This is a genomic window from Nitrosococcus watsonii C-113 (genome assembly GCF_000143085.1).
Taxonomy (GTDB): Bacteria; Pseudomonadota; Gammaproteobacteria; order Nitrosococcales; family Nitrosococcaceae; genus Nitrosococcus; species Nitrosococcus watsonii.
On sequence record NC_014315.1, the window covers coordinates 2,677,641 to 2,693,395 of the forward strand.

Below are 15,755 nucleotides of genomic sequence, written 5' to 3' on the forward strand. Positions count from 1 at the left end.
AACCCTTCCACGCTTTGCAATCCCCTTACCTTGACAGATTAAACTCAATTTCCTGCGTAGCTCGTTGCTCTACCAATTGTCCCTCTATCTGTTTAGGCTTGAACTTCCAGCGCTTAATGGCCTGCAGGGCAGCTTGCTCAAAAATACCTGAGGGATGGGATTCAATAACCTCCGGATCACGGACCGAGCCCTCCTTCGTAATAATAAACGCAACGGTGACTGATCCCTCCAGGCCGCGGCGAGCCGCACGCCGTGGGTATTGAGGAGAAATCCTTACCAGAGGAAGCAGATCGCCCTCGCCCGCTGGCACGATGCCGGACCCTAAAGACGTTCCCGGCGTTTGTCCATAGTCCCCTAAATAAGGACCGTTACTCTTAAGGTTAAGTGGGAGTTCAATATGAGGAGTCACTTTGGCTAACGCCGACGGCTTGGGTTGAGGCGCTTGAACCCGAGGCATCATCATGGGCGGAGGTTCTTCTGGAGGCGGAGGCTTCTTAGGTAACTGGCGCTCCTTAGGTTGGGGGGGAGCCGAATCGCGCTTTAAGCGCACAAAATCCACTACGGTCGCTGTTTCAATCCCTTCCGGGCCCCGTTGCTGCCCAGCCACCATAAACGACATAAGCAACAACAATCCCAGATTGACTAGCCCGGCAATAGCAATAGCAATTAAGAATCTCACTGATCTTTAGCAGCAGCGATAGAAACGTCCGTTACCCCAGCCAACCTGACCTGATCCATCACATGGATCACCAGTCCGGTTTTGGAATCCTCATCAGCCACGATAACCACGGCCCCCTCCGGATTCTCGGCATACAAGCGTTCCACATTGGCCCGCACCGCACGAACATCGATCTGCCGCTGATCCATCCAGATCTCATTATTAGCGCGGATAGCAATAAGAATATTGCCGCGTTCCTTACGTACTGCCGTCTTTGCCGAAGGACGATTGACCTCAACCCCCGTTTCCTTCACAAAAGAGGTGGTCACAATAAAAAAAATCAGCAGAATAAACACCATATCGATCAAAGGAGTAAGGTTGATATTTACTGCCGATCCGCTTTGGCGTTGGCTATACCGTTCTCTCATCGTTTCTATTCCCGGCGCAGGGAGTCGCTAGTGTACTGAATGGCCCGCTGGACCCGATGCTCCAGATTAGCGCTAAAATAAAGTCCTGACAGAGCGGTCACCAAACCGGCCATCGTTGTGATCAAGGCAATAGAAATACCTCCCGCAAACCCGCGGGCATTACCCGTACCAAAAACCGTCATTACATCAAAAACCTGAATCATCCCCATCACCGTACCTAATAAACCCAGCATGGGCAGCACCGCCGCCAAAGTCTTTATGAGTAGGAGGAAGCGGTGCAGGCTAACAGAGATCTCGGCAACCATTCCTTCCCGAATACGCTGGGCATACCAAGACTGACGATCTTGCCGTTGCTGCCATTGCCCGAGAAATTGCCGTAAACGCGCAGGGTAAATCAAAAATAAAAAATAATACCGCTCAACAATCAACGCCCACATTAATAAAGAGGCTATAAGAATGAGCCACAAAACAATACCGCCCTTCTCCAGCAATAGCTCAATGCGGAATAAGCTATCAGACAGCACTCCCATCCCTTTCCCTGTTCTCCTCCAGTAACCCCTGTTTCTCTTCCGCTAACCGGGCCACAATAGCCGCGCTTTCCTCATCCAACACTTGTACTAGGCGGTTACTCTTACTGGAAAGACTACTATGAATCAGCAACACGGGAATAGCCACTGCCAGCCCTAATTCCGTAGTTACTAATGCTTGGGAAATACCCCCAGACATCAACTTGGGATCACCCGTTCCAAACAGCGTAATCGACTGGAAAGTTTCGATCATACCCGTGACCGTGCCCAAAAGACCCAAAAGCGGTGCAATAGCCGCCAGGATTGCCAGTGTCGGCAACCCCCGCTCAATACTTGGAATCTCTTTTAGAATAGCTTCATCCAGTTTAAGACTCAGCGTTTCCACATCCTCCCTGCCACCAGTATAGGCCCCTAGTATCCGCCCTAGAGGGTTATTTTCACTAGGCGTTTTTTGCTGGCGCTGACGATCGATGCGCCGCCCGATAATCAGGAGGAAAATAAACCGTTGCAGAGCGATGAGCAGTGCAATCGCCCCAAGACCCAGTATTAAATAACCAATCCATCCACCCTGCTGGATTCGCTCTAACAGGCTGGGATTCCGTACCAAAAGCGAAAGGATAGCGCCCCGGCTCGGGTCCACCGCCATGGGCACAACCTCGCCGCTTTCCGCCTTCTCGAACTCAGCCGCAGCTTCAAGAAAGCGGGAGGGGGGCTGCCGATTAAGCTCCACCAGCCCGGAAACAGGCTCGGCAAGATAGCGCAGGTATTTACCCTCAGAAACAGCGGTAAAGGTCCCTATCCGTGAAACTTCCCGTGTCTCAACTGCTCCGCCTGCCGTAATCACGGGAGCCGAAAAAGTGACAACTTTTCCCGATTCTGTCATCTGCTCCTGCAAGCTCAACCACAATTGGCGCAGTTCAGCGATGGTTGGTAACGCCTTGTGCGCTACCATGGCTGACAGATCCTCGGCACGTCCAGGAAATTGGGCCGATACGAGAGAATGGTTAATAATTTGCAGGAGGTCATTGGTTGCTTGCCGAGCTACCCCAAATAGCTCTCCCAGAGAGGCAGAATGCTCCTTGAGTTGAGTCTCCCTTGACGCCAAAGCTTTTTCATTTTGTTCAAAAGCTTGCCTCAACTTTTCTTCTCGCTGCTCAGCGGCCTGAAGCTCTGCTTTTGCCTTTGCTAGCAATTCCTTTTGTTGGTTGCGGGCAGCAAGAAAACGCGCTTCCCGCTTTGCATTTAACTTGCGATCTTGAAGGCTGTCCTGGCGGACCTGCTCCAAGAGCTGGTCCAATGTTTTCGGCGCCTGAGTACCCCAAGCATTCAGCGGGGTCCACCATGAGATCACGCCAAGGAGAAATATTAAGCCTTTTACCCCAAGCAATACCTGCTTGCCCTTAAGTAGGGCATAAAACTTGGCCGTTCTCACTGCCTGGCCTCCGGCGCTTGAATGGGGAGCAATAATAGATCCGGCGGGGCCTGCTTACGGGCAATGAGGAGGCCCTCAGCGATGGCAGCCCGATAGTGATCAGGCAAAATCGTCCAGCGTTGCTCATGAGCATTCCAACGCCCAGAGGTCTTACCATCCAGAGTGTAAAAAAGCAGAGCCGTGCGCCCAATCCGAAGAAAATCGACTGTATGAGGTTTTCCATCCATATCCAACGTTCCCCGGTAGGCTTCAATGGTCCGTCCATATTCCACTTCTACTTGATAGGCCTCTATAAGGCGCCGGTACTTCTCTGACAAGCTTACGTCCGCTCGATCCATGAGAAGCTGAAGCTGCTCGATACGAGTCTGACGCTCTTCCGGAAGAAAAGGCAGGTCCAATGCCACAAATTGCTTCAAGGATGAAACCATGCGCAGCATCAAAGGTACAATTTCCCGCTGAGTAATTTCAATATCGGTTAGCTGTTGTTGCAGAGAAGTAAACTCTTCCTTTTGAGAGCGAATTAATTTCTCTAACTGACGGTTATAAGTACGAAAACTGTCAAGCTGGGTTGTTACCTGGCGATATTCCGCCAAAAGCCCCGCCGTCTCCTCAGATAGAGCATCGATTTTGCGCTGTGATCTCGAAGCCGCCTGATCCGCCTTGACCTGCGTGTCAATAGCACTCTCCAGCGGAGCCCCTATCCCCTGCATGGTAACCCCCATGCCAAGGGCCAAAAATATATAGAAGCTTAATTTAGCTAACTTCTGAGGCATAAATTTTTTCAACTCTCAAATAAATAAACTGCTTCATTGCCCTACCAATATTTGCAAAAAAGCACTATATAATTCTGGGTCCACCGACAGCGGAAAAACATCCCTCTGAAATAGCTAAAATCCAAATTAAAGATAATTCTTTCTTGATAAACGGACCACATAATAATTTAAATACAAACTATTCTCAATAAATTCTTGTTAGATAAATTTACTAGAGAACCCTTTCACTAAAGCCCCACATATCCCCCATGGAACCCATACCAACCGCTGATATTCTCCAATTTAGCCCCTCAAAATCTTAAATCTCCACCATTTCAAAATCGTCCTTACCTGCGCCACAATCGGGGCAAAGCCAAGTTTCAGGAACATCTTCCCATTTGGTGCCGGGGGCAATGCCATCCTCGGGCCAGCCTTCCGCCTCATCATAAATAAAGCCACAAATAATACACATATAGCGCTTCATAAGCCGTTCACTCAATCTATATATAATGAAATCCATGGGGTACGATGAAGCGGATTCTCGCATGTTTTTTCAGCATGGGAAAATCGCATCTCAGCCAGGAGATTGATAAACTTTTATATTTATTTATATCTTAGTTATCCACGCATACCCATGAGCAGTTCCATTCGCGGCCTTTATGCCATCGCTGACACCCACCTATTGCCCCGTCAAGATTTAGGCAATGCCGTTGCCCTAGCATTACAGGGTGGCGCTTCTCTAATCCAATATCGGGATAAAAGCCAAGAGGTAGCACGGCGCTATGAAGAGGCCGAGTCCTTGCACCAAATCTGCCGCCAATATCAAGCACCGCTGATTATTAATGACGATGCTTTGCTTGCTGCTGAAATTGGCGCAGAGGGCGTTCACCTGGGACGGGATGATTCTTCTATTAGGTCAGCCCGAAAGATTCTGGGTGCCAAGGCAATTATTGGTATCTCTTGTTATAATGAACTGGCGCGGGCAATTGCAGCGGAGCAAGCCAGCGCCGATTATGTGGCCTTCGGCCGGGTATTTCCATCCATTACAAAACCAGAACCCGTTTGGGCTTCCCTGGCATTGCTGCGAGAAGCCCGAAAGAGTTTAAACCTGCCGATTGTAGCCATTGGCGGCATCACACCGGAAAACGCGCCACAAGTTATTGAAGCGGGTGCCAGCGCGGTCGCCGTGATCGGCGGACTCTTCAGAAGCCAGGATATCCGCGCCACCGCCGCTGCCTATCAGCAACTTTTCCCAAGCTGGCGTTTACCTAAACCCCGTCTTTCCTAACCTTTTCCGTAACGTCCGATGAGCGAAAACAACTATATTTTTGATGTCACCGAAACCAACTTTGCCGAACAGGTGCTGGCGAAATCCCACCAAGCCCCTGTCCTCGTGGATTTCTGGGCAGCTTGGTGCCAGCCTTGCCAAATGCTCATGCCTCTTTTAAAGCAGTTAGCCGAAAGCTACCAGGGCCAATTTTGGCTAGCCAAGGTAAACGCTGACGAAGCGCAAAGCTTAACCCATCAGTACGGAGTGCGCGGTCTGCCCACTTTAAAACTGTTCCGCCATGGCGAAGTCGTTGAAGAATTGGTGGGTGTCCAACCGGAATCGGCTATCCGCGCTGCCATTGATCGCCATCTCATCCGCGAATCCGATCGGCTGCTGGAGCAAGCCCAAACAGCACGGGCAACTGGACAAAAGGAGCGGAGCCTTGAGCTCTTGCATAGGGCTGCAGAAATAGACCCCAAAAATCAACGTGTCTCCCTAACCCTAGCAGAAACCCTCCTCCAACAAGGAGAAATAGCAGAAGCCGAACAAATTCTAACGGCACTACCCCGCGAAATACGGGAGGAAGAACCCGCAAGCGGCCTACTGGCGCAGATCGAATTTACTGCCCTTGCCAGCCATGCCCCAGATATCGCGCTTCTAAAGCAACGTCTCAAAGCAAGTCCGGAGGATTCCGAGGCCCGTTATCTCCTTGGCGTACAGCAAGCGTTTTCTAGGGATTACCAGGGCGCCTTGGAACAATTCCTGGATCTGCTCAAGCGGGATCCCAAGTATGGAGACAGCGCTGCCCGCAAAGCTCTACTAGCCGTGTTTAACATACTCGGCTCCGATCACGAGCTCGTTCCCCATTATCGGCGACAAATGTTTCGTTGCCTGCACTAAGCCGGGCGAAAATTTCCCCAAATAATTCAAAATTTCAGATAAAAGGAGAAGTTTTCCAATGGAGAATTGGCGCCTCTTATTATTTTTTTTAGCTATTGTCACCTCCGGAAACACCCACGCCGAAGAAACTTTAACACCGCAAGAAACCACCACAAAAGATTCAGCTTCGCCAACGATTACGGCGGTTAAACCCAATCCTGTTCCAGGAGCCCAGCAACGGCAATGGATCAAGCTAATCGGAGAAGGCTTTAGCGCGAATTCAAAAGTCATGTTGCGCCTTGGGGAGCGGATTTTCCCCATCCCCTCCGAACGGACCCGGTTCACAAACGGCCAAGCACTGGAAATCTATGTCAACGTTTCCACGGGACCCGCTACCTGGCAGGCGCAAGTGAGCAACCCGGAGGGGCAGAAGTCTAAACCCATTAGCTTTGAGGTCAAGCCGCCAGCCGCAATTGCCTCGCAGCAACAAGCAGCAGAAAAACAAGAAAGAACGGCTGAAGTAGAGGCCCTGGAAAAAAAAGCGGAACAAACCAATGGAAAAATAGATCAGGCCAAGGAAACCGCTGAAAAAGCTAAACTGGAAGCAGTAAAAGCTTCTGCCGAAAAAGCAGCAGTACAACAACAAGTGGAAAAAACAGCTCAGGCAGCCAGAACGGCCCAACAGCAATTAGAGGCCGCCAAAGCCCAAGCCACGGGAAATCCAGCCGGCCAAAAAAAAGTTCAAAAGCTAGCAGAAGAGGCAGAAAAACGCGAACAGGCGGCTACCGCTGAGAAAAACAAGCTTGCCGCCATCGAAGCTAAAGAGCAGGCCGCGAAAGAAAAAGCAACCGTCACGGAAACTAAAATTGAAAAACTTCAACAAGAATTTGCCGAATTAAGAAAGCAGCGGGCAACAAAGCGGACTTTCCTAGAGCAAGCCACGACCGCAGTTTGGATTAGTTTAGCGGGCTTTATTATTTGGTTTATAAAAAGGCTTGCCGTCAATAAGTTTGAAAGTATAACGGTAAAAAAAGAGGAGGTCCGGGAAGGCAGCACCAGGCTAAGAACCCTGGTGTTACTACTCAACTGGCTCGGCACCATTCTAATTGTGCTCACTGTGGGCTATCTCATCCTGGATGAATTTGGCATTAACATGGCGCCGATTTTAGCCAGCGTGGGAATTGCGGGCCTTGCCCTAGGTTTCGGGGGACAATACCTCATCCGGGACATCATCAGCGGCATTTTTATTCTGATAGAAGGGCAATACAATATTAATGACATCGTCCAGATCGGAGAATTTTCAGGAGTGGTCGAGACAGTCAACCTGCGCCATACCCAATTACGGGACCTCAATGGCCGCGCTATCTATATCCCTAACGGCGAAATCAAGGCAGTCATTAATTTTACCAAGGGCTATGGACAGATGGTCCTCGATATTAGCGTCGCCTACAAGGAAAATATCGACCATGTCATGGAGGTGATGACAAAAGTCGTGGAGGAAATGCAGCAGGCGCCAACATGTGCCAGGTCCATTAAAGGCTTTGAAATGTTTGGGGTGGAGGATTTTGGGGAGTCAGCAGTCACCATTCGCTGCCGTTTTAAAACCAGAGCCGGTAAACAATGGGAAATTGCCCGGGAGTACCGGCGGCGACTGAAAAATCGTTTTGATGACCTAGGGATTGAAATTCCATTTCCCCATCGAACCTTAAACTGGGAGAAGCCCCCACAAAACTGCCAGACGGAGGAATGTGAGCCAACCACCAGGAGCGCCTCTGCCCCTAGTTAGCCCCCCTAAAGCTTTTAATGGAAAATAGACAATGCAGTGGGTTTTTCTGTCACTGGCTATCCTAGCGGAAGTGATTGCCACCTCATCTCTGAAGGCCGCGGCTGGATTTACCCGGCCCGGCCCATCGCTAGCCGTTATTCTCGGCTACGGCGCAGCCTTTTATTTTTTATCCCTTACCCTGCGCACTCTCCCTGTTGGCGTTGCTTATGCGGTCTGGTCAGGGGTTGGCGTAGCCTTAATTACCCTCATTGCCTGGCTTTTTTATGGGCAGAGCTTGGATGCACCCGCGCTCCTTGGGCTCGCGCTCATCATGGCAGGCGTGGTGGTACTCAATGTTTTTTCAAAATCCATTGCCCCTTAATGGGGGTCCCGCGCAACAAGCACCTTATTCGCTGGTGGAGAAATCTAGCCTCACCTTATGATTATGATATATTGCCCCTGGAAAATAAAAAGCGCCCTTAGCCATTTCGAGTGCACAAAATACCCAATTTTTTACCTAACGCCGTGATACAAATAGCAGAGGTTTTCTCATGACCCAGATCCATTCAGATGACTTGTTTCGACGGGCCCAAGCTCATATTCCCGGCGGGGTCAATTCTCCCGTGCGCGCCTTCAAGGGCGTTGGCGGGGAGCCCGTGTTTTTTACCCGCGGCGAGGGTGCTTATCTCTATGATGTGGACGATAACCGTTATATCGACTACGTCAACTCCTGGGGGCCTTTGATTGTCGGTCATACCCATCCAGAAGTGGTTACAGCGGTCCAGGAAGCGGCAGCTCAGGGACTGGGCTTTGGCGCTCCGACCGCCACTGAAATCGAAATGGCTGAAACTCTGTGCCGTCTCGTCCCTAGCATGGATCTGGTCCGCATGGTCAGCTCAGGCACGGAAGCCACCATGAGCGCTATCCGACTCGCCCGTGGTTTTACCGGGCGGGACAAGATATTAAAGTTTGAAGGTTGCTACCACGGTCACGCCGATTCTCTGCTGGTGAAAGCCGGCTCAGGCGCCCTGACCCTAGGGGTACCCACCTCTCCCGGTATTCCCCTGTCGGTAGCCGAGCATACCCTGACCGTTAGCTACAATAACCTAGCGGAGGTCCAGGAAGTTTTTAACCATTTTGGCGAGCAAATTGCCGCCATCATTGTCGAGCCTGTTGCCGGAAATATGAATTGCGTTCCGCCTGTTCCAGGTTTTTTAGAGGGATTGCGGACTATCTGCGATAATCACGGCAGTGTTCTAATTTTTGATGAAGTCATGACCGGTTTCCGGGTCGCCCTGGGAGGCGCTCAGGCATTGTATGATGTCACCCCGGATTTAACCACCCTAGGCAAAGTGGTGGGTGGCGGCCTGCCGGTAGGTGCCTTTGGTGGCCGCCAGAAAATTATGGAGATGATCGCCCCCCTAGGACCCGTCTATCAAGCCGGTACTCTCTCTGGCAATCCAGTGGCCATGGCGGCTGGATTGGCCACTCTCAAACTGATCCAGGCCCCTGGGTTTTACGAGCATTTATCCCGCCAAACCCAAAAGCTGGTGAATGGTATCCTAGGCCGGGCCCGTGACGCGGATATTCCCATGACGGCCAATCAGGTGGGAGGCATGTTTGGCCTCTTCTTCACCGGAGAGGAAGAAGTCACCTGCTACGAACAAGCAACCCACTGCCATCTGGATCGTTTTAAATCCTTCTACCATGGCATGTTGGAGCACGGCATTTACTTTGCTCCCTCTGCCTTTGAGGCAGGTTTCGTCTCCAGTGCCCATAACGACGAACACATAGCGGCCACCCTGCAAGCAGCAGAACAGGTGCTGGCTAAACTATCGCTCTAGCAGATGAAATTATGTAAATTTATGAAAATCCGCCCTGCTGCCGCACCCAGCCCATACTCTTTAAGCTAATGCCTGTATCCCCTAGCAGATGCGCAATTTGTTAAAATTGCGCCCATGGATATTTCCTCTTTACTCAACCCGCTAAATAAAGCCCAACGTGAGGCCGCCGCCGCCCCTCCAGGGCACCATTTAGTACTTGCTGGAGCAGGCAGCGGAAAAACCCGAGTCCTGGTCCATCGGATGGCTTGGCTGATCCGCAGCCAAGGGATTGCTCCCGTCAATCTCCTGGCCGTCACTTTTACCAATAAGGCCGCCGGAGAAATGCGGGGGCGCATCGAGGAATTACTGGAAACGCCTGCGGGTGGCATGTGGGTGGGAACCTTTCATGGCATTGCCCACCGCTTGTTACGGGCCCATTGGCAAGAAGCCCAGCTTCCCCAGGACTTTCAAATTCTGGACTCCGAGGATCAATACCGCTTGATCCGCCGGATTTTGCAGAATCTCAATCTGGATGAAAGCCGCTGGCCGCCACGCCAGGCCCAATGGTTTATCAATAGCCATAAAGATAAAGGGCTCCGCCCCCAGTACCTTGAAGAGGGCACTAATCCCCATGTTCGGCAGCAAATTCGTATCTATCATGATTACCAAAGCCATTGCGAGCGCAGCGGTTTGGTGGACTTTGCCGAGCTTTTGTTGCGGGCTCACGAACTATTACGGGACCATGCCCATGTACTCCAACACTACCAAAACCGTTTTACCCATGTTTTAGTGGATGAATTCCAAGATACCAACGCCATTCAGTACGCTTGGCTGCGATTATTAGCCGGCCATCAGGGAGAACTCTTTATTGTCGGTGATGACGATCAATCCATCTATGGCTGGCGGGGAGCGCAGATTGAGAATATTCAGCAGCTAAGCCGGGATTTTCCCACTATACGGACACTCCGCCTGGAACAAAATTACCGTTCAACGGGTGTTATCCTCGCTGCGGCTAATGCCGTCATTGCCAACAATACGGAGCGTCTAGGGAAAAATCTTTGGACGGAGAGCGAAGATGGCGAGCCTATTAAAATCTACCAAGCCTCTAACGAACGGGATGAAGCCCATTTTATAATCGAACGTATCCATGCCTGGAAAGCCCAAGGAGGAGCGGGTTCCGATATCGCCGTACTCTACCGCTCCAATGCCCAATCCCGAATAGTAGAAGCCGCCTTGGTCGAGGCAGGCATACCCTATCGGGTCCATGGGGGACTGCGATTTTTCGAGCGGGCTGAAATTAAGGATGCCCTGGCTTACCTGCATTTGGTAACGCATCAAAATAATGATTCCGCCTTTGAGCGAATTGTCAACACCCCGCCACGGGGTATTGGCGAAAGGACACTCTCCCAAGTCAGGGAATATGCCCAGCAGACGGGGGTTTCTCTGTGGCAGGCCACCATCCAGCTTGCCGCTCAGCAGCAACTCCCCGCGCGCAGCGCCACCGCCCTGCGGCACTTTCACTCACTGATAGAGCACATGGCCACGGATATCATGGAGCTTTCCCTGCCCGCACAAATTGAGAGCGTACTCGACCATAGTGGTTTGCTCAACCACTATCGCAAGGGCCGTGGCGAAAAATCCCAATCACGCTTGGATAACCTAAAAGAACTCATTAATGCTGCTTCCCAGTTTAAATCCGAAGATCCAAGCCTGGAAACACTATCAGAGTTTTTAGCCCACGCTGCCCTAGAGTCGGGGGGGACTCAAGCTGAAGGCTGGGAGGACTGTGTGCAATTGATGACTTTGCATGCAGCAAAAGGACTGGAATTCCCCCTAGTATTTATGATCGGCATGGAAGAGGGCCTCTTTCCAAGCCCCCAAACCCGCCATGAACCGGAGCGATTGGAAGAAGAACGCCGCCTCTGCTACGTGGGGATGACTCGGGCTCAGCGCCACCTCTACCTCATTTACGCAACACGCCGCTGGCTGTATGGTTCGGACAACTATCCCCAGCCCTCCCGTTTTCTCCATGAGATTCCCACTGAACTGACCTCCGAGCAGCGGCCCCGCATCGATATCATTCATTCCGGCAGTGTTCCCCGGCCTACCGCGCCTGTTTCTTCGATAGATGGATTTCGAATCGGCCAGCGGGTCAGTCACCCCAAATTTGGCGAGGGAGTCGTATTAAATTTAGAAGGAAAAGACAATCAGAGACGCATTCAAGTCAATTTTACTCAAGGAGGAGCTAAATGGCTGGTGGTGATCTACGCTAATCTCCAAATCATTTAAATCCCCTACTATCATTGGCTGCTTTTCCACTTTCTGGCGTTGGCGCAAAGCGGGCACTCAAAATTTGAAGGTAACAGGCATGGTCCAAATGACGAAACGGGTTTCAACATTCCTCTTGTTCTTGGTATTGCTCAGCCTTAGCGCCTGCCGCTCCGAATCCCCAAATACCACTATCGAAGGCCCCTCAACCCCAATCATTCACTGGCGAATGGTGACGACCTGGCCGCCTGGCTTCCCCGTTCTCCAGGAAGGAGCGGAACGCTTTGCCCACGATATCAAAGCCATGAGCGGAGGACGGCTTAACATCAAAGTCTTTGCGGGCGGGGAATTAATTCCACCACTGCAAACCTTCGAAGCAGTTTCCCAGGGAGCGGTACACATGGGCCATGGCTCGGCCTATTACTGGGCCGGCCGGATTCCCGCCGCGCAATTTTTCTCCACCGTCCCCTTTGGTATGACGGTCAAGGGCATGAATACCTGGCTTTATGAGGGTGGCGGACTGAAGCTATGGCGAGAAATTTACGCTCCCTATCATGTGATTCCCTTTCCACTCGGCAACACTGGGGTCCAAATGGGCGGATGGTTTAATAAGAAAATTGAATCTACTAAAGATCTGGAAGGTCTCAAAATGCGTATTCCCGGTCTCGGTGGCAAGGTTTTCGCCAAGGCTGGCGGTAATCCGGTGCTTCTAGCAGGGGCGGAGGTCTATACCGCTTTGGAGCGTAATACTATCGATGCCACCGAATGGATCGCCCCCTTCCATGATTTACGCTTGGGCTTGAACCGGGCCGCCCAGTATTACTATTATCCCGGCTGGCATGAACCAGGCGCGGTGCTGGAATTGACTGTCAATAAAAAAGCCTGGGAATCTCTGCCTGAAGATCTCCAAGCTATTATTTCCACAGCTGCCCAAGCTGAAAACTTGCGAATGAGCTCGAAAATGGAAGCAAGAAATGCACAAGCACTGAGTGAACTGCAAGCGCAGACGCACACCAAAATTCTAGCTTTCCCCCACGATGTGCTCACCAAGCTACGTCAGCTTACCCAGCAAATGCTAGCAGAACATGCGGCTAACGATCCCCAATTTAAGCAAGTCTATGAAGCCTACAGCGCTTTTAGGAAAAAATTTGATGCCTGGGATGCTATTTCAGAGCGCGCCTATCAACGTGCATTAGAGAAATAACACTTTTTCGAAGCAACACTTGGCAAGCTGCTGAATATTATTCTTTAATAATGGTGCCAACCGCCCCTTCGCCAATAGAACCGGTAAGGGTAATTATAATACCAGCGGCGATAAAATAGCGGCTGCCAGCGGTTACGCCATTTGAAATAGGCATCTTCTGCCTGCCGGGCTTCTCTTGCCTCCACCAAAATCGTTTGCGCTTCTTCATTACCACGGCCCGCCGCAATAGACAGCCATTTTTCAGCCTCACGGGGGTCCGAGCCTAGCTCTTCAAGACCTGTTAAGTAGAGCTGTCCCAAGGCTACTTGAGCGTCGAGATTACCCCTTTCCGCCGCACTGCGCATCCATTTGAGCGCACGGTAGCTATCTTGCGGCACCCCATCACCACGGAAAAACCGCAGCCCTAGATCGTACGCAGCCTGGGGATCCCGTTGCGCAAGTATTTCCAGGGCTGCAATACGCCCCTCTGGGTCTTCATCGGGTACCGCGGCAGAGGAATCGTAGGTAGCGGAATCACTAGGACGATAGGAACAACCTTTAGAATCACAAACACGTATCATTGCCGCAGGGGGGGCTTGAGTACAGGCTATTAGCATTGCACACAACATTAGTCCACATAAAAGCCCTATGCCTAGCTTCTGAATGCTTATTCTTTTCATTGCTGGTACAGCTAAATTCCACGTAGATAAAAAATGATACATCATGATAAGGTTATGCTCGCTTATAGTAGTGTTTTTCAATAATTAGCGAAATTTAAGTAGAGAATAAAAATATTATGTTGAATTTCCTCAGATTACAGAAACTACTTTTCATAGGTTGTAGTTTTCTCTTTGCGGGCTGTGTAACCACCGGAGACCAGCACACAGCAGTATCCGGAGCCGCAGGGGGAGGCGCCAGCGTAGATGCCAACACCTCGTTAGAACGATGCGAGCAACCCTTAGGAACACTGGCGGTAGACGATGGCCGGGCGGCAGATTGGTATGGTCGCTTTGGCAGTACCACCCACGTCACCTCCATTGAGCCATTACTCCGGCTTGCAGTACAACAGTCGAACTGTTTTGTCATTACCACTATAGGCAACCTGCGCACCGACAGCCGCCTAACCCGAGTCACCGATTTACAGCGTAATTCCGGGGAATATCGTGCTGGCTCAAAACAACACAAAGGACAACGGGTAGCCGCCGATTATTATCTGGAGCCACAAATTATTATTGATGATTCATCCCTGGGCCAAGTGGGTGGGGCACTCGGCGGATTAGTTAACAGCACGGTGGGATTACTCGCCGGCGCGCTTGAAACAAAAGCATCGGTCGTAACCCTTTCCTTGTATGATATCCGCTCGGCAGTACAAATTTCAGCCTCCGAGGGGAGTTCGACCGCTACCAATTATGGCGCGGCCTTGGGTGCATTTGGAGGAAGCGCGGCAGGTGGCCTAGGTGGCTTTTCAAAAACACCGGAAGGCAAAGCAACTGTCGCTGCTTTTATGGATGCCTACAACGGCATGGTACAAGCCCTAAGAAACTACGAAGCACAAGACGTGAAAGGAGGTTTAGGCCGTGGCGGCACGCTGCAGGTTAAGTAACTCAAACAACAATGTTTATTAATTACGCTATTGTATCTTTAAGTTACTAAAAATCTGTGGGATTTTATTCTAAAATATAGCCAGGATAGGTGACTCAATATTTAATAAGCCGGGTCTGGAGCAAGATTCAGAGAAGCGGTTTGCAAGAGCCGGGAGCACAGTAGCAGAGCAGCCGGATGCCCATTACCCCCGCTTCTAAGCAACAGCCTTCGCGAAACGAGAGGCGCGTCTTTTGGGCTGCGCTAGTCACCGGCGTTTTTACAATTATAGAGACCATCGGTGGAATACTCTCCGGCTCTCTCGCTTTGCTAGCCGATGCGGGGCATATGCTGGCGGATACCGCCGCCCTAACGCTAGCCTGGCTCGCTTTTCGAGTGAGCCGTAAACCCGCCGATGCTCGCCGTTCCTATGGCTATCAGCGATTTCAGGTGCTTGCGGCTTTAATCAATGGACTAGCCCTGTTTTTCATCGTCATCTGGATCTTCCTTGAAGCTATTGCCCGGTTCCTGGAACCCGTTGAGATACTAGCTGGTGTCATGCTAGCAGTCGCGGTAGCAGGTTTAGTTATTAATCTCCTAACCTTCGCTATTCTTTATGGCGCCGATCACCACAATCTTAATCTCCGCGGCGCCCTATTACACGTATGGGGAGATTTACTGGGCTCGGTAGCTGCCCTAACCGCCGCCGCCGTGATTCTCGTAAGCGGCTGGACCTTTATCGATCCCTTGTTGTCATTATTTGTCGCCCTACTCATTCTCCGCAGCGCCTGGATACTGATGAAGAAATCAGCCCATATCCTGCTAGAGGGTAGTCCAGAATGGTTAAATGTAGAGGAGTTACGCACCCAACTAATAGAGACCGTTCCTGATGTAGAAGATATCCACCATGTCCACGTTTGGTTACTCACCTCTGAGAATCCGCTCCTCACACTCCATGCAAACATCTGTCAAGGCGGCAACTACGATCAAACTTTGATGGCTATCAAGGAATGTCTTCACCAACAATTTGGGATCGAACACTCCACCATCCAAATCGAAACTCATCGCTGCGCGGACAAAACGCCTAGCCCATGATCGCCTGCCGCCCGATTGGGTGAGGGTTTACGCCGGATTTTGCTCAACAAAATAGTCTATATTTTAATGAGGAAAGTATCCTGAAATATCAATA

16 protein-coding genes are annotated in these 15,755 nt (G+C 50.9%); 9 read left to right on the forward strand and 7 right to left on the reverse strand.

What is annotated here, in order from left to right; all coding sequences use genetic code 11:
• Positions 1 to 25: 25 nt before the first annotated feature.
• The 6 genes from NWAT_RS12125 to NWAT_RS12150 form a co-directional block, all read right to left on the reverse strand.
• Positions 26 to 679, reverse strand: a complete 654-nt coding sequence (locus NWAT_RS12125; RefSeq protein WP_013221352.1) for an energy transducer TonB — start codon at positions 677 to 679, stop codon at positions 26 to 28.
• Positions 676 to 1,086 (reverse strand): ExbD/TolR family protein, encoded by a 411-nt coding sequence (locus NWAT_RS12130; protein WP_013221353.1) that lies wholly within the window; start codon positions 1,084 to 1,086, stop codon positions 676 to 678. The genes NWAT_RS12125 and NWAT_RS12130 overlap by 4 nt, the downstream gene beginning before the upstream one ends.
• 5 nt (positions 1,087 to 1,091) lie before the next feature.
• Positions 1,092 to 1,616 (reverse strand): MotA/TolQ/ExbB proton channel family protein, encoded by a 525-nt coding sequence (locus NWAT_RS12135; protein WP_013221354.1) that lies wholly within the window; start codon positions 1,614 to 1,616, stop codon positions 1,092 to 1,094.
• Positions 1,600 to 3,045 carry a MotA/TolQ/ExbB proton channel family protein gene (locus tag NWAT_RS12140; RefSeq protein WP_013221355.1) on the reverse strand — a complete coding sequence of 482 codons (1,446 nt, stop codon included), beginning with the start codon at positions 3,043 to 3,045 and terminating at the stop codon, positions 1,600 to 1,602. Before NWAT_RS12140 ends, NWAT_RS12135 begins: the two co-directional genes overlap by 17 nt.
• A complete protein-coding gene (locus tag NWAT_RS12145) occupies positions 3,042 to 3,818 on the reverse strand; it encodes a DUF3450 domain-containing protein (protein ID WP_013221356.1) in 777 nt (258 codons plus the stop codon). Before NWAT_RS12145 ends, NWAT_RS12140 begins: the two co-directional genes overlap by 4 nt.
• A 298-nt stretch (positions 3,819 to 4,116) precedes the next feature.
• Entirely contained in the window at positions 4,117 to 4,281 is a 165-nt protein-coding gene (locus tag NWAT_RS12150) for a rubredoxin (protein WP_002812546.1), read from the reverse strand.
• A gap of 150 nt (positions 4,282 to 4,431) precedes the next feature.
• Between NWAT_RS12150 and thiE the strand changes: the two genes are divergently transcribed.
• The 7 genes from thiE to NWAT_RS12185 all read left to right on the forward strand — a co-directional run bounded on the left by thiE (position 4,432) and on the right by NWAT_RS12185 (position 13,006).
• Positions 4,432 to 5,085: a thiamine phosphate synthase gene (gene thiE, locus NWAT_RS12155; protein WP_013221357.1), complete on the forward strand. Its 654-nt coding sequence runs from the start codon at positions 4,432 to 4,434 to the stop codon at positions 5,083 to 5,085.
• A gap of 18 nt (positions 5,086 to 5,103) precedes the next feature.
• On the forward strand, positions 5,104 to 5,967 hold the full coding sequence (gene trxA, locus NWAT_RS12160; protein ID WP_013221358.1) for a thioredoxin: 864 nt from the start codon (positions 5,104 to 5,106) through the stop codon (positions 5,965 to 5,967).
• 58 nt (positions 5,968 to 6,025) lie between these two features.
• Entirely contained in the window at positions 6,026 to 7,732 is a 1,707-nt protein-coding gene (locus tag NWAT_RS12165) for a mechanosensitive ion channel family protein (RefSeq protein ID WP_013221359.1), read from the forward strand.
• A 31-nt stretch (positions 7,733 to 7,763) separates the two neighbouring features.
• Positions 7,764 to 8,093 (forward strand): DMT family transporter, encoded by a 330-nt coding sequence (locus NWAT_RS12170; protein WP_013221360.1) that lies wholly within the window; start codon positions 7,764 to 7,766, stop codon positions 8,091 to 8,093.
• Between the two features lie 169 nt (positions 8,094 to 8,262).
• Positions 8,263 to 9,555 carry a glutamate-1-semialdehyde 2,1-aminomutase gene (gene hemL / locus NWAT_RS12175; protein ID WP_013221361.1) on the forward strand — a complete coding sequence of 431 codons (1,293 nt, stop codon included), beginning with the start codon at positions 8,263 to 8,265 and terminating at the stop codon, positions 9,553 to 9,555.
• 114 nt (positions 9,556 to 9,669) lie between these two features.
• A complete protein-coding gene (gene uvrD / locus NWAT_RS12180) occupies positions 9,670 to 11,823 on the forward strand; it encodes a DNA helicase II (protein WP_013221362.1) in 2,154 nt (717 codons plus the stop codon).
• An 88-nt stretch (positions 11,824 to 11,911) separates the two neighbouring features.
• The gene (locus tag NWAT_RS12185; RefSeq protein ID WP_232420121.1) at positions 11,912 to 13,006 is read left to right on the forward strand and encodes a TRAP transporter substrate-binding protein; all 1,095 of its coding nucleotides are present in this window, start codon (positions 11,912 to 11,914) and stop codon (positions 13,004 to 13,006) included.
• Between the two features lie 44 nt (positions 13,007 to 13,050).
• On the opposite strand, the gene NWAT_RS12190 is transcribed toward NWAT_RS12185, so the two are convergent.
• On the reverse strand, positions 13,051 to 13,665 hold the full coding sequence (locus tag NWAT_RS12190; RefSeq protein ID WP_041351006.1) for a tetratricopeptide repeat protein: 615 nt from the start codon (positions 13,663 to 13,665) through the stop codon (positions 13,051 to 13,053).
• Between the two features lie 116 nt (positions 13,666 to 13,781).
• Between NWAT_RS12190 and NWAT_RS12195 the strand changes: the two genes are divergently transcribed.
• A complete protein-coding gene (locus NWAT_RS12195; RefSeq protein ID WP_013221365.1) occupies positions 13,782 to 14,588 on the forward strand; it encodes a hypothetical protein in 807 nt (268 codons plus the stop codon).
• Positions 14,589 to 14,764: 176 nt separating this feature from the next.
• The gene (locus NWAT_RS12200) at positions 14,765 to 15,661 is read left to right on the forward strand and encodes a cation diffusion facilitator family transporter (RefSeq protein WP_013221366.1); all 897 of its coding nucleotides are present in this window, start codon (positions 14,765 to 14,767) and stop codon (positions 15,659 to 15,661) included.
• Positions 15,662 to 15,755 lie beyond the last annotated feature (94 nt).